General features: G+C 47.5%; 7 protein-coding genes. 1 reads left to right on the top strand and 6 read right to left on the bottom strand.

Translation table 11 applies throughout. From position 1 onward, the window contains the following. From OWN49_RS10065 to fabD, 6 genes are all read right to left on the bottom strand, one after another. A partial coding sequence (locus OWN49_RS10065) for a type I polyketide synthase (RefSeq protein ID WP_265958214.1) occupies nt 1-8,488 on the bottom strand: 8,488 nt, incomplete at its 3' end. 39 nt (nt 8,489-8,527) lie between these two features. After that, nucleotides 8,528-9,265 carry an SDR family oxidoreductase gene (locus OWN49_RS10070; protein WP_003153268.1) on the bottom strand — a complete coding sequence of 246 codons (738 nt, stop codon included), beginning with the start codon at nt 9,263-9,265 and terminating at the stop codon, nt 8,528-8,530. Nucleotides 9,266-9,279: 14 nt separating this feature from the next. Beyond that, nucleotides 9,280-10,644, bottom strand: a complete 1,365-nt coding sequence (locus OWN49_RS10075; protein ID WP_176283415.1) for a long-chain fatty acid--CoA ligase — start codon at nt 10,642-10,644, stop codon at nt 9,280-9,282. After that, on the bottom strand, nt 10,641-10,913 hold the full coding sequence (locus OWN49_RS10080) for an acyl carrier protein (RefSeq protein WP_003153264.1): 273 nt from the start codon (nt 10,911-10,913) through the stop codon (nt 10,641-10,643). Before OWN49_RS10080 ends, OWN49_RS10075 begins: the two co-directional genes overlap by 4 nt. Nucleotides 10,914-10,937: 24 nt before the next feature. Continuing rightward, nucleotides 10,938-11,918 carry an LnmK family bifunctional acyltransferase/decarboxylase gene (locus OWN49_RS10085; RefSeq protein WP_176283416.1) on the bottom strand — a complete coding sequence of 327 codons (981 nt, stop codon included), beginning with the start codon at nt 11,916-11,918 and terminating at the stop codon, nt 10,938-10,940. Nucleotides 11,919-11,957: 39 nt separating this feature from the next. Next, nucleotides 11,958-14,216 (bottom strand): ACP S-malonyltransferase, encoded by a 2,259-nt coding sequence (gene fabD, locus OWN49_RS10090; RefSeq protein WP_176283417.1) that lies wholly within the window; start codon nt 14,214-14,216, stop codon nt 11,958-11,960. 734 nt (nt 14,217-14,950) lie between these two features. Here fabD and loaP point away from each other — a divergent pair. After that, complete coding sequence (loaP, locus tag OWN49_RS10095; protein WP_003153257.1) at nt 14,951-15,481, top strand: antiterminator LoaP; 531 nt, start codon at nt 14,951-14,953, stop codon at nt 15,479-15,481. The last annotated feature ends 172 nt before the right edge of the window (nt 15,482-15,653 follow it).

Raw genomic sequence — 15,653 nt, forward strand, 5'->3', positions numbered from 1 at the left:
GAGCACGCTCCGTCTCTTCGAGCACGGCCTTTCCCTGGAAAAAGACAAGCGGCTCTTCCCCTTCGGCATACGCTTCAAAAGCGATGTCTCCGTTTTCTTCCGGCTGAAGCTTTACATGAAGCGTCACGCCTTCAGAAAGCGCCGTCACCGGGCGAAGCCAAACGATCTGTTTGAGCCGGACACCCGCTTTCCCGCCCGGCAAGTCCTCAGCGGCAAGCGTAACGGCGGCCCGGGCCATTTCTAAAGCAGCCGCGCCCGGAAGCACCGGTTTTCCATTGACGATGTGATCGGCAAAAAACGGTTCACGCCCTGAAAAAACAGAAGTAAAGCGCTGGGCGGTAAAGATCGATGTATTCGCGTGGAGCAGCGGGTGAAGTCTGGCTGCTTTCTCACTTTGCGCTGAGCCTGTTTTGTCAAGTGACACATCAGCTTTTGTGACCCAATATCGGTCTTTGGCAAAAGGGTAAGCCGGGAGACTGATGCGGCCCGGGTTGCGCTGATAAAGAGCTGACCAATCGACGTCAAGTCCTTTAACCCAAAGGTCAAGCAGCTTTCCGTATTTCCCTTTTTTCAGCCAGGCATTTATGGTAAGCGCCATATCTTCATCAGAAGTGAGCGAAGCCGCCAATGAATGATGTTTGGCTGTCCTGCCCCGCCAGATATGAGCATGTTCGATATTATGATCGTTTGAGAAACTCCTAAGCTTCATTTTCAGTTCTTCTATCGACTCGGCCGTAAATGCAAGCCGCTCAGCCATCGGTTCTCTTCCCGCCTGAAGCGTGTAAGCGATCTTGGCCAAATCCCCGTCAGAACGTTTTTTTCTTATGACATCATCCAGAAGCTGGCGGGCGCGCTCTTTCAATTGCTGCTCATTTCGTGCTGATAAAATAATAACAGCCGGTTTTTGCGGAGAAACAGACGCGTTTTCCATTGGTTTCAGGCTGTCAGACGGCACATATTCCTGAATGATGACATGCGCGTTTGAACCTCCTGCTCCAAATGAGGAAATACCGGCAATTCTCGGATATTCTTTCATTTCACCCGTGATATTTAAGACAGGTCGTTTCCATTCCGTTTCTTTTTGCTGTACGAAAAACGGAGTGTGCTCAAACTCAATATTCGGATTCAATTCCGCCGCATGCAATGAAGGGGCAATCCTCTTATGTTTCAATTGGAGAAGCAGTTTGGTGATTCCCGCAATCCCGGCAGCGCTTTCTAAATGTCCGATATTTGATTTAATTGAACCGATGGAACAAAACTGCCGGTCTTCTGTTGTCAGGCGAAAAGCTTTCGTTAACCCGTCGATTTCAATCGGATCACCGAGCGCAGTGCCCGTTCCGTGGGCTTCCAAGTAACTGACCGTTCTCGGGTGAATGTCTGTCCGTTTCAACGTCTCTGCGATCAGATCAAACTGCGCTTTCGGATTCGGCACCATATAAGCGTTTGTCCTGCCTGCTGCGTTCAGCATGCTTCCTTTGATAACGCCGTAAATATGATCGCCGTCTTTCTCCGCTTGAGCAAGCGGCTTTAACACAATCGCCCCTACTCCTTCACCGTCAACAAAACCGTCCGCCCTGTCTCCGAAAGATTTGCATTTATCACCGGGAGACAGCATTGAAAAAGCGGACAGCCGCTCATAGTGAGCCGGATCAACGATAAGATTGACTCCGCCGGCAATCGCTGTTTCACTCATTCCGCTCCGCAGGCTTTCTGCAGCGAGATGGACAGCTGTTAAAGAAGAAGAGCAGGCTGTATCCACTGCCATACTCGGCCCTTGGAAATTGAACAAAAACGATACTCTGTTTGCGATAGACCAGTCGCTGGGAACTGTCGGGTAATTGCTGTTCATCACACCGACAAAGACTCCGATTTTCCGGCTGTCACATAGCGTGGCCGGGGTGTACCCCGCATCTTCAATGCTTGAATAAGCAGTCTGCAGAAACAACCTTTCCTGCGGGTCCATCCTTTCAGCTTCCGCGGGAGATATACGGAAAAACAGCGGATCAAATTTATCAATGTCATCGAGGAAACCGCCCCATTTTGAATAAATGGACCCCCATTTTCCGCGTTCCTCGTTATAAAACGTTTTCCAGTCCCAGCGATCTTTCGGCACTTCAGTAATAGAATGCCTGCCGGCTTTTACATTTTCCCACAGCTCATCAACGTGATCGGCGCCCGGATACCGGCCTGACAGACCGATGACAGCGATATCCTGGATATAGGGATCTCCGTTTGTCCTGCTGCCTTCCTCGTTTTGAGGAATTACATTCAGGTTATCTGTGTGATCAGACAGCTGCTCCTCACGCACACCCATTGCTTTCATAAATGCTCCCCGCTGAGAAAGAAGCAGGTAATCCGCGATTTCTTCTATCGTCTGATATTCAAAAAAGAGGGTGCTGGTCATTTGGTCAAACACGTTACGAAAAGCATTTGTAAGCCTGACGACCAGAATAGAATCCAAACCGTATGCGGTTAAGGAAACCGACGGATCCATTCTCCCGCTCGGAATCTTCAGCGTTTTTCCTATTAATTCCGTCAGATATGTGATGCCCCGTTCCCTTACGTTTGGAATCGGCGCGGCGCTTTCTGCGGGAGCCTGCACCCGTTCGGCGTTTTCAGGATGAGCCCGTCCATTCCCGAATTGCCGCTCGAGCGCTTCTTTACGGGAAGACAGAAAGTAATCAGCAAGCTCATCAATGGTTTGATATTCAAAAAACAAAGTGCTGCTGACAGAACCGAAGACGTCTTTTAACGCGTTGGTCAGTCTGACGACCAGTATGGAATCCAATCCGTATGCGGTTAAAGGTTCATGGGATAAAAGACGATGCGCCGGCACTTTAAGCGCTTCACCGATTACCTTCTTCATCAGTTCAACGCTTTTTTCTCTCAAGCTGAAATGCAAGGTATCATCCGAAAGACCATCTGCGTCATACGGACGGCGCTCCGGTTTTTCTTCTGACGCCTGCGGGAGGGCAAGCCTGACCGTTCCGTCACTTTCAGCCGCTATAATCTGCTGGCCCAAGTCGTGTGCGGCTTCAGCCGGAAACAGAGGATGGACGAATCCTTCAAGTGAAAGCGCTTCCGCCCAGCCGGCCGGCTCAACCCCCGGACAGCCCGGAATCCGTAAATCATGATCCTCATACAGCCACCAGCCTTCAAGAAGGCCGAATGTCACATGGTTAAATATGGTGCGGCTGTTGATCTCATTTATAAACAACTGGCCGTTTTTTTGCAGCATTGCTTTCGCATGGCGCAGCGTAGAGCGGATATTTTTTGTCGCATGAAGCACATTGGTCGCGATCACTGCGTCATACGTGCCGATGTCCGGCACTTCTGTTGATACCGGCTGCTCAGCGTTGAATATTTTATAAGTGACATAAGGATATTCCGGACCGAATATGTCTTCTGCATGTAAAAGAAATGCTTTAGAAATATCCGTGAAACAATATTCGGCAATATGCGCTTCATACGGTTTCAATTTTCTCATGACCGCGGCGCTCGTCCCGCCCGTTCCGGCTCCGATTTCTAAAATGCGGATTTTCGCCTGCGGGTCTTTTTCCAGACGTTCCCGCAGAACTGCAATCAATGTGTCAGCAAGCTTGTCATTGAAAAAATCAGAAATGATATTATTGCGGTAAATACCTTCCACAAGACGGAAAGAGGAGTCTGGGAACATCACTTCCGTTGCCGGAAGCTTACCGGTTAAAATGTCTGGAAGCACACGCAATGTCTCTTCTGCCAATCTGACATGCGCCCTCATGTCTTTCTGGCGCAGCCAAGTCTCTTTTTTCCGCTCCCATTCCTCCCACACCTGCCCTAAATCCGTTTTTTCCGGAGCAAGCGCTAATTCAGTCAGGAAGACAAAGCTCTCTTTCAGCCATCTGCTGTATTGTTCCGTTATGCCGGCAGCCGATTGAAATAACGGCAAAGTCTCATCAAGCCTTGCGCCCATCTCATAAAGGGTTGATACAAGTATTTTTTCAATGAGGGATTCCATCTCTCTCATGCAGCTCATGACATTTGATGCTTTTACCCGCTCAGCTTCGTCATTCTGCGTGATGTTAACCGCTAATTGTCCGAGTGCGGAAGGAATCTTTTCCGGATAAACCGTTACTTGTTCTTTCAGATCATCTTTCATAAAAACCGGATCTGTCGTTTTGATCAGCGCCAGCTGGTCATAAGGTCCCGAAAGCAGGGTTTCCAGCGTTTTCATCGCTTCGGGCGCCTCAATAGAAGCGATTCCGTCCCGCTCCATCCGTTTCCGGTATTGTTCTGAAGCGACAACGCCGACACTTCCCCAAAAGCCCCAATTGACAACCTTTACGGCATACGGCGCTTTTTGTGAGATCCGCTTAGCAAAAGCGTCTTTAAACGTGCACCCGGCGGCATAATTGCTCTGTCCCGGCGCTTTTTGAAACGACATCATCGAAGAGAAAAACAGCAAGAAATCCAGCGGTTCCCCTTCAGCTACCCGGGCAATCTGCAAGCTGACATCAGTTTTTGCAGAAAGTGAAGCGCGGAACTGCTCCTCTTCCATATTGGCAAAACTTCGGTCTGATAACACGATGGCGGAATGAATGATTCCGCGCACCTTTCCATGTTCCTTCACAATGGTGTCATACGCCCGCTTGAGAGAATCATAATCCGCAGCATCCGCGCTGAAATATTGCGGTGCGGGGCCTAAAGCCGCAAGTCTTTTCAGCTTTCTTTCAATCTGTGTATCTTTTTTCCGTCTCCCGATCCAGACAATTTTCGCCTGATAGGTCTGAATCATATATTCAGTCCATACTTCTCCTATTCCGCCTGCTCCGCCGATAATCACATAAACCCCGCCGTGCCGGTATAATGAAGGCTCACCTGCATGAGGCTGGCAGACGGCCAATTGCTGGCGGTGCCACTGACCTGCACGAAAGACCCACGGATTTCCCTCGGGGTCCGCCGGTAAAGAAAAAACATCGGGAAGATGCCGGTCTCCCCTTTGAGATTCCAAATCAAGAAGCCGGATGCTCCAATTACTGTATTCTTTTGCGAGCGACCCCGCTAATCCGTGTATGCTTGCATGACTCGGATTGACCTCATCATGTTCATGAATCGGCTGTGCTTGAAACGTGCAGATTGTCAATGATAGTTGTTCCGTGTCAAAATTCAGAAGCAGAAGCGATTTTACCAGCCGGAAAAGCTGCATGACCCCGTGCTCCTGTCCGTCGGCCGTATCCGCATCATAAACGGATGGAATCGGATGATCCGGCGCAGCCCATATCATGTGTTGAAAAGAGCCTTGCGCTTTCAGTGTTTCAGCCATTTGTTCCGCGCTGTCCAAAGAAGTGATGTCCGGAAAACGGACATCGGAATACATCTCTTTCAAAGCCTGCTGAAAATCCGGCCCGCCCCCGATGACGATTATTTTTTCTTCACGCATGAAAGACATGCCGGTTTCCGGAATGGTGACGGTGTTCCAAACCGGTGTCATAAGCAATTCCGTTTCACGGCTTTTCTTCGGCGTGACGCCGGCTTTTTGGTTAAACCCGGCGCTTTCCTGCACCTCTTTTATGATAAAATCTTTCACTGCCGCCAGCAGCACGCCGCGCTCATCACAAATATGCAGATCAAATTGGTGAACGGAGGCGGCTTTTACCTCCGCATGCACAAATACGGTTTTCGCTAACGGTTTAAGCAGCTGTATTTCTCCGAAGGAAAACGGTACGATAAGCGCAGGCTCTTTTTGAAATTGCAGCACATGCGCCATTGCGGTTTGAACAGCGCCATCCATTAAGGACGGGTGCAGGATGTACTGTTTAAAATCGGCTTCCAAGTGTGACGGGAGCGTTAATTTGGCCAGTGCTTTCCTTTCTGTATAAGAGAATTCGCGGATGACCTGAAAACTGTCCTTTTGCACGATTCCCGCCGCAGAGAACGAGTGATAGATGTCTTTCGGCTCCGTTCTCTGCACAAATGGCGCCGGAAGCTGAAAGACCGAGGCCTCAAAAGGCGCTCCTTTTTCTTTACAAATCACTTCTCCTTGCGAAAAGAGAGTGCCGGCCGCTCCTTTTTCCTTAATGACATAGCTTATACGCTCTTTTTCCGCTTCAAACTCTATCATGACGGATCTTGGGTCTGTCCCTGTCACAATCGGCTCCATGTACCACACATTTTGGAGAGAGACGGCCGGACGTTCTCCCCACAATGCCGCGCCGTATGCCGCCATTTCCAGATGACAGACTCCGGGGAGCACATATTTTTCGTTCACTAAATGATCTTTAAAGAAATATTCATCCTTGGAAAATATCTTTTGAAACGTCCCTTTCCGGGCGGATGAAACATTCTCATCAAGCAGCGGATGCAGCGCTTCACGCCTTTTGATAGATTGGGGCTTTTTCGTATACCGCTTTTTTTGATCGGTCAGCCAGGACGTTTCCTTTAAAAACGGATACGTAGGAAGCGGAACTTTCTGATACGGCGTCTCCGGCTTTTTGAAACCTTGAAGGCCTTTGACCCACAGCGCGGCAAATTTTTCAGGATCTGAAACGGATTGGCCTGAAACGTCCGGCCGCCCGGGTGACGCTTTTCCGAAGTAAATATGCCTGCCGTCACTGTGGCCGCTGACAAAGCCGTCCAATCGCTGTTTCAGCTCGGAAAGAGATGACGCAATGACAGCAAGCCGGAAGGAGAAAGGCTCTCTGCCTGACAATAGGGTGGCAGCGATATTTTCCAGGCTGTATCCGCCGGCAGAAGGCGAGTTTTCCAATCGGGCAAGAAAGGAGCTCAATTTCCCGGCATATTCTTTCAGCTGCTGTTCGGAATGTGCGCTTAGTACGACGGCATGCGGTTTTTGCTCAGTATTCCCGTCCGCTTGCCGTTTTGGCTGATAAGCACCTACGATCAGATGGGCATTAGAGCCTCCTGCGCCGAACGAACTGATTGCGGCGATTCTCGGTTTATCTCCTTCAGCCGGCCACGGGCGGTTGTTTCGGACAACATAAAATGGCGAATCAGAAAAAGAAATCTTGCGGTTCAGTTCCTCGGCGTGCAGACTGGCGGGAAGCGTTTCATGTTTCATGCTTAAAAGCACCTTGATTAAACCGGCGATCCCTGCAGCCGCTTCCAAATGTCCGATATTGGATTTCACCGAGCCGATTCCGCAGTCATTTTTCTCATCGGCCTGTTTCTCAAATGCCATAGACAGACCGCGTATCTCAATCGGATCGCCGAGTGCCGTGCCGGTACCGTGAGCTTCAATGTAGCTGATATCCGCCGGACTTACCGCGGCTCTGTTTATAGCGGATAAAATCAGGTCCCGGTGCGCTTCCGGATTCGGCACCGTATACCCGGTCGTTTTGCCGCCGTGGTTAGTGGCGGACCCCTTAATGACACCGTAGATGTGGTCGTTGTCCGCAATCGCTTTTTTCAATGGTTTTAACAAAACGGCTCCCGCGCCTTCGCCGGGCACGTAACCGTCTCCGCCTTCACCGAAACTGCGGCATTTTCCTTCAGAAGACAGAAAATGCGATTGGCTTAAAAACATGTATTTTTGCGGATGTAAGCTGAGGTTGACGCCTCCGGCCAGCGCCATTTCACAGTCGCCCGACATAATGGCCTGACAAGCCTGATGGACGGCGACAAGCGATGAAGAACACGCCGTATCAACAGCGATACTCGGTCCATGGAGATCAAGGAAATAAGAAACCCGGTTCGGAATCCCCCAATATAAGGAGCCGGGGCCTTTATACTGATCTTTGAGGAAACCTTCTTCGTGTGCAATTAATGAATATTCATTCCAGGTCACTCCGGCGAATACACCGATTTGATCCGTCGGCCTCGCCGCCGGGTTCCCGTAACCGGCATCCTCCATCGCTTCCCAGCAGCACGTGACATACAGTTTTTGCTGAGGGTCCATTAAATCAGCTTCCCACGGGGAAACAGAAAAAAACAGCGGGTCAAATCGATCCGGACGATCAATAAAACCTCCCCATTTACTGTATGACGCGTATTCTGCCGTTTTCTCTTCCGAGTAATAAGAGCTGTCCCATCTGTCCTCAGGGATTTCGGAGACACAATCTTTATTTTCCATTAAATTGTCCCAAAAATCATGCTGGTTTTCCGCTTTCGGAAACATCCCGCTCATTCCGATAACCGCAATATCAGAACTCCTGTCCGTTCCCGGTTCGGGCACCTTTTCAGCCGCCTGTACAGGAAGCACTTCTTCCTGCCGGCTTCCCGTATCAGGCTCCGTTTCTTTGAATTCAAGAACGCTTTCGGGATTTCGTTTCTGCGTACTTAAAAACTCACTCAATTTCTCAATGTTCGGATATTCAAACAGCAGCGTTTCAGAAAGGCCGGTAAATTCTTTATGCAATATGGTCATGATTTCTTCACTGATGAGAGACGTCACGCCAAGAGTAAAAAAAGCGGTTTTATCTTCTGCTTCGGTCACCTCGGCACCCAGCTTTTCCGCTATTACCGTTCTTAAAAATTCGTTAATACATTTCATGAGGATACCATCCCTTGTACAAAAGAATTTTTCTGTGCTTTAACAAGTTAATCCGCCGTCTATCGCCATTGTCTGTCCGGTCATAAAGGACGATTCAGGAGAAAGCAGGAAACGAACGAGTCCGGTCATATCGTCTGTTTCGCCTAAACGCCCCATCGGCGTCCTTCTGATAATCTGCGATTTTTGTTTTTCCGGCATATTTTTCGTCATATCGGTGTCCACAAAACCGGGCGCAAGTGAATTGACACGGATTCCTTTGGACCCGAGCTCCCTGGCCAGACTTCGCGTCAAGCCGTCAAGAGCCGCTTTGGATGCGCTGTAGACTGAAGTGCCTTTAAATCCTCTTGAACCGATAATGGAGCTTATGTTAACGATTGATCCGGAATTTTGTTTCAGCATGACCCGGGAAACGTTTCGGGTCAGCTTGATGACTGAACCGATATTCAGATTGAGGATGCGGTCAATGTCTTCATCATTGGTCAGGGGCAGCAGCTGATCAAGGTTCAAACCGGCGTTATTGACCAAGCCGTCTATTCTGGAAAACTTGCGGTATACTTGAAGAACAAACTGTTTCATGGCGGCATCATCCGCCGCATCCGCCGCTTCCCAATAAAAGCGGTCACGGTACTTTTCACTCTCTCTCAATGTGTTAATAAAATCAGATTCACTGCGGCTGAAAGCGGCTACTTTGTAATTCTCATCCAAAAGCGCCTGTACAATCGCTTTTCCGAGCCCCCGGCTACCTCCGCTGACGACCGCTACTTTTCCGTTATTCATATTTGCCTCCTGTTTTACACGTTTCTTATTTTTTTAAATCGGTCATTAGACAGTTTCCGATCTGTAACAGAGATGATCTGCGGTATCTGATATGGCTGCAGCTTCTGTCTGCAATGAGCTACGGCCCGCTTTCTGAAAGATTTGATATCTTCCTCTTTTTCAAGCACGGCCTCTGCCGCGACAATCTCGCCCGTAATCGGATTTTTTCGGCCCGTTATGAGAACATCCCGGACATTCGGTATCTCCAGAAAGACGCTTTCCACCTCTGCCGGAAACACTTTCTCTCCGCCCACATTAATAATTTCACTCTTTCTTCCGAGAATTCTTATATATTCGCCGTCTGTTTCCACCTGGTCACCGGTGTCGTACCAGCCGTCTTCATCGAAAGGTGAGGGTGCGTTTAAATAGCCGAGCATCGCCGACTCAGAACGGACCCAAAGCGTGCCTCCGGTAATTTTGGTCTCTGTTCCGGCACCGCCTACTTTCATCCAAGTGGATTGGCTGTCTTTTGATTTCGTTGAGAATATACCCAATTCAGTTAATCCGTATGTTTGTTTCAGCCGTACATCCGGAAACAGCCGGTGAATGCCGCGCAGCGTTGATTGGGGCATCGGTTCTGTGCCGTAAGTGATCAGCTGGAGTGAAGACAGGTTATAGCCGGCATCCGCCTTGGACATCAGCAGCATGTTTAAAAAGGTCGGGGTGGCGGGGAGCACTTGGACAGCATGTTTGTCGACCGCCTGATAAACGGACTCCGGCGTTCTGCTGTCTGATGTGACGATCGTTCCCCCGTTAAACAGAATCGCAAACAGCGTATTAATGCCGCCTATATGATCCAATTTCAGAAAAATGAGCGTACGCAGCGGTTTTCTCTTCGCCGTTTTGTATTTTTCAAGCAGCCGGCCGGCGCTTAACACGGATGCTTTGCTTTTGCCGGAGGTTCCCGATGTGAAAATAATAATGCCTGACTCCCCTCTCTCTCGCAGGTCATCAAGCAGAGGGTGAGAGGCGCTTTCAGAACCTTCACGAAGCGTCCAGCTGTCATTTTCATTTATTTCAATGATTTGATTCACTTTCGCGTCTTCAAACATATCAAGATGCTTTTCCCTTGATTCATTGCTGAGAGGGACAACGATATTTCGGTTTAACAAAAGCGCCATCAGCAAAAAAATGGCGTTCGGGGAATAATCCCCGATAAGCGCCACACATTCTCCTTCACGTATTCCGTTTTGTTCAAGTTCTTTCTGAAAAAAGCTGATTCGTGTCAGCAAATCATCATACGTAAAAGTCTGCCCTTTAAAAATGAGAAACTCACTGTCCTGCGTTTCCCTAAGCTTATCAGTCACCCAGCTGATATCTCCCCTGCTTTCTGTTTTCATGATTGAGCACTGTCCATATATTTTTGATAAATATCACAAATGCTGCCGACGGTTGTAATGCTGGAAATCGTTTCTCCTTGGGAAAAAGGATCTACTCCGGTTTCCATCTCCATCTGTGCGACTAATTGAGCGATATCCAGTGATGAGAAGCCCAGATCCTCTATGACTCTCACATCATCTCCCGCTTCGACGGCCCGATATGACTGCTGTTCTTGAATATCCTGAATGATTTGAGCAATGATCTGCTTCATTTCCTTGGTTTGTTCCATTTGCTTTCAGCTCCATTCTTTATTTTATAAACTTCTGATGACCCGTTTATAATCCGGAATATGATCTTGTGAAGAGGTCGGCACCGCCAGCAGCTTATCCACCTTGGAAATGGCCAGCAATGTATGATTCCTTTTCATATAGACTTCAATCTGATAGCTGATTTTCGCCACTGAGATCATACCGAGGGACTCACCGTGAAAGTCGGGATCGCATTCTTCAATGTGTCCCGTCATATAAATATCAAGCTCTTCATCTGCAAAACAATTTCCGTAATAATACGTCTCTCTTTCAAGCAAAAATAAATGCCGCGCGATTGAAACCGGAAAACCCGGCTTCGATCGGCGCGTCAACCACTCAAATTCCGCCGCATCCATTATCTTGCTGAATTTCGCAAACACCATGGCATGCCCCGGCGCAGCATCCTGATCAACAGGAACCCGATATGAAACGGGGTCCGCTGTTTTGAGGTTGCCCGGCTTCATACCGAAAGCGTCCGTTCTGATTTTCTTTGACCGCATCAGCGCGTAAGGCGGCTTGGCTAACTTAGAAAGTTCCGCAATGCATTCAGCCTTAGGCGCTGAGACTTTGCGGGTCGAACCTTCTGTTTGTGTGACGTCGACGACTATTAAACTATTGGCTTTCATAGAAGGAAACCGTCCCCGGTCCCACTCGCTTTTATCAGAGCTGACCGCTCCTTTCGGCCCGAACAAATAATCAGATTCTAATATGGTTTCTCCAAACCGGGAGATATCGACTCCGACGGAAACCTCGTCCCATAATCGGTACTGATCAAGAGGCTGATCTGAAGGAACTTTGAGATGTGTCATAAAATAAGCCGGATACAAAATCAGCCCTTGGTGATCGGCCATCTGATCAGGCCGGAATCCCGTTCCGTCCGTTAAATGGTGACTGTGTGCGTTGCCGAATAACAGCAGCAGCGCGTACTCATTCAAATTCCCTAATCCGACATGGCTCATCGTTAATTCATGATTTTCAATCAGCATGGTAGTCCTCCGCAGAAAAAATGTAATGTCTGGTCATACTCAGCCTGTAATCGATACCAGCCTTTGCGCCAGAAGGCCGGCTGTTTCTTCCATGAGCTGTTTGCCGATCAAGTCGACATGCCTGTTTCTCCAATTTTCAAGCGGGGTTCCTTTCACCCATTGATTAAACGCGCCGAGTGCAGGGCCGCAATGAATTTGGTAATCTATTTTACTTTCGCTTTTTCCTTCCAGAGCGAGCCTCGTCGTATGGGAAAAATACCATTTAAATACCATCGCCATTTTGTGTTTCGGATTCTGTTCGGCTTTGGCGATCTGTTCAGGAGATTTATCACGTTTCAACTGCTCATACACTTCCTCAAAACTGCGCTGGAAATACTTATCTTCAATTAATGTTTTCGTTTTTTCATCTATTTCATCTAAAGAATTGTATTGTCTGTACAAGTCAAAGAGTTTATTGGCTCTTGCCGGAAAAAACAGGCCTTTTTTCAGCACCTGCACCCTTGCCCCCGCTTCAAACATGTCTCCCGCGGGAGCGTATGACGTATCCTGCACGTTCGCTTCCTGAAGCAGATCTTTCACTGAATCACTTGTCCCGGCTTCGACCGTGCATTGATTAATAGAACCGGTTCCGATAAATTCGGCGCCGAGCAGAAACGCGGCAGCAGCCGCTTCCGGAGTGCCGATGCCGCCCGCTGCCCCGATTCTTACTTTTTTCGCATACCCGTGCTTCTCCATCATGCGGTCTCTGAGTCTGATCATGGCAGGCATTAATGTATACGGAATCCCTTGGTCGGTATGCCCTCCTGAATCCGCTTCAACGCAAATGTCATCAGCCATCGGAATTTCTTTTGCAAGCGCCGCTTCCCCGGCTGTCAGCCGATTGTCAGACACAAGTCTTTCCAGCACATGAGCCGGAGCCGGATTCAGAAAGGCCTCAGCGACTTCAGGCCGGGATACTTTCGCGATGATTCTGTTTTGAACTGACACCGACCCGTCATGATTCCTGCTTAATCCTTTTGCCCTGTATATCACGAGAGCCGGGGTTATGCCCATAAATGCCGATGCTTCAATAAGATGAATGCCGTTTTTCAAATATAAATCTATCATTCTGACTTCCTTGTCAGGTGACATCATATGATGAAGAAGATTCATTCCGAATGTTTCCCCTTGCCGCAGTGCAGACCGGATGGTTCCGATGGCCTGTCCGATCCGTTCGATACTCAATCCGCCCGTTCCGAAAAAGCCTAGCATTCCCGCTTTTGCCGCTTTAATGACCATCTGTTCCGAAGCAATTCCCCTGTACATGGAGCCCGTCATGTAAGCATATTGGATGTTATAATCTTTTTTAAAATCTTCGTTCCCTAATCTCATTCCCGCCGTTTTTTGTGAATCAGCTGCCGATGCTTTAACATCAGCAGTATCAGACTCTTCTTTCGGCATTGGTAATGGGACGGCATCTTTTTTAATCTGCCGCGTCAGTTTTGTCAGCACTTCCCCGGGCCCGACTTCTGCAATTTCATTATTTTCAAGCCCCATCAGACGGCGTATCGTGTCCGTCCACTTTACCTGATTGGTCATTTGCAAAGTCAGATTTGTTTTGATTTCATCATTCTTATAAGGTGCGGCATGAAGATTTGAGATCACCGGAAAACGAAGAGGCAAAAACGCCGTTTCTTCTAAATAATCCGCGAACTCTTTTTCAGCATCTTTCATATAGCGGGAATGGAAGGCGCCGCTCACATTTAAAGGAAGATACATTCTCACGCCGGCTTTTTCAAAGACGGGGCCCGCTTTTTCAATGTCTTGTTTCGTTCCGGCGATCACAATTTGAGAAGGTGAATTGTGGTTAGCGATATCAATGCCGGTCAGATGATAATCGGATAGAACCTCTTTTACTTGTTCAGCCGTAAACCCCAAAACCGCCGCCATGCCTCCGGGAGCTGCCTTGCTCATGAGCTCCCCTCTTTTTTTCACAAGCTGCAAACCGGTCTTAAAATCAAAGCAGCCGGCCGCAAATAACGCATTATATTCTCCTAAACTGTGCCCTGCGGCGTAATCGGGCTCTCTGCCGGACTCTTTAATCTTCTTTAAATAACTGAGTGCACTTACCGTATATAACGCCGGCTGGGTAAATTGCGTTTTCCCCAGCTGATGACTCGGATCCTCCAGACACAATTCTTCTATAGAGTAGCCTAATATGTCATCAGCCTGACGTGTCAGATCTTGAAATTCATCAAACAGCCCGGCTCCCATTCCTTTAAATTGAGAACCCTGCCCCGGGAACACAAACGTAAGCATCTTATCCTCATCCTTTCCGCATCGTCAATTTGAATATCACATGTGGTTCTCAATGCAAAAACGTCTCGCTCATTTCATATATTGACTGGTGTAAACACCGCCATAAAAATAAAAACACAAACGCGTTTGCGATTCAGCACAGGTTTAAAAATCGCAAACGCATTGTGTTTTCCTTTTCTAACATAATTTATATAAAGACATCTTGCTTGTTTACAGAATGTTTCGCATGACAAGCTGCAGTGCCAATATGCCCGAAAACAGCCATGACGGCACACTTCTCCCTTATCATGTATATGTAGATATATACACTGCAATCATTTTTATAATCCCTATTTCCTCTTCAACGTGCCGAAACAGCGATTGAAATTTAATAGGTGCTTTACTTTAATTTAATAAATTTAACAAATAGTTGCTATTTAAAGAGAATAATATCAATTTATAGATAATAATGTCAAGGCTTTATTTCGTTATTTTCTGACATTTATTCCACAGTTTTATGTTCGGTGGACAGTCGGCATAATTGTTTCGGGATAAATGTCAGATAATTCCCTGAACCCTTTTCATGTCAAAGAAAATTCATCACCTCTCTGTCAATTGGGTCTATACTTATTTTTCATTTTCATATATTATGTAAAAAAAAGACGAATTAGAAAATTTTTTAATCACTTTAAATACTATCCATTAAATACTTTCTTTGTATAATAATTTCTTATTATTCTAAGGAGGATCCAGTCATGAAATGGTACGCACTTTTTGTAGAGTCGGGAAAAGAAGAAGCAGTTCAAAAATTTCTGCGTCTGCAGTTTGATGAGCAGGCTCTCTACTCAATCATACCCAAGAAAAAAGTCACAGAACGAAAAGCCGGAATCAAATACGAGGCACTCAAAAAGATGTTTCCGGGATATGTTCTGTTTAAAACAAAGATGACAGAGCGGACATTTCATAAAATCAAAGAACTCCCCATTTCATGCAGAATCGTGAATAACGGCGCATATTATTCCAAAGAGCGTAAAACCTATTTCACGACAATTAAGGATGAAGAAATCCTCCCTATTATCAGGCTGATCGGAGAAGGAGACACTGTAGATTATTCAAAAGTCTATATTGAAAATTCAAAAGTAACCGTTGCCTCAGGGCCTCTTAAAGGAATGGAAGGCATTATTAAAAAGATCGATAAAAGAAAAAGACGCGCCAAAATCTGCCTGTCTTTTATGGGACTGGACAAAATGGTCAACGTCGGAATTGAAGTGCTCTCCAAACCCTAGCATTTCAAAAAAAGCATCAACAGCATGTGCCGTTGATGCCCTTTTTATATAAACAGACGAAAGCCCGACATCAAAATAACCCCGCTCACCACCGTCACGGTCAAATTTTTGTTTTCAAGGCATAGTTGACCTGAAGCCGGGCTGCGCCTATGAGACAAAATCACATTTAGGG

It is taken from the genome of Bacillus sp. NEAU-242-2 (assembly GCF_027853835.1).
In the GTDB taxonomy this organism is placed as follows: domain Bacteria; phylum Bacillota; class Bacilli; order Bacillales; family Bacillaceae; genus Bacillus; species Bacillus velezensis.

Excerpts from the sequence above, each read along its gene's own strand:
- OWN49_RS10080 (WP_003153264.1), bottom strand. The coding sequence starts at position 10,913 with ATGGAACAAACCAAGGAAATGAAGCAGATCATTGCTCAAATCATTCAG.
- OWN49_RS10070 (WP_003153268.1), bottom strand. The coding sequence starts at position 9,265 with ATGAATAACGGAAAAGTAGCGGTCGTCAGCGGAGGTAGCCGGGGGCTC.
- OWN49_RS10075 (WP_176283415.1), bottom strand. The coding sequence starts at position 10,644 with ATGAAAACAGAAAGCAGGGGAGATATCAGCTGGGTGACTGATAAGCTT.
- fabD (WP_176283417.1), bottom strand. The coding sequence starts at position 14,216 with ATGCTTACGTTTGTGTTCCCGGGGCAGGGTTCTCAATTTAAAGGAATG.
- loaP (WP_003153257.1), top strand. The coding sequence starts at position 14,951 with ATGAAATGGTACGCACTTTTTGTAGAGTCGGGAAAAGAAGAAGCAGTT.
- OWN49_RS10085 (WP_176283416.1), bottom strand. The coding sequence starts at position 11,918 with ATGCTGATTGAAAATCATGAATTAACGATGAGCCATGTCGGATTAGGG.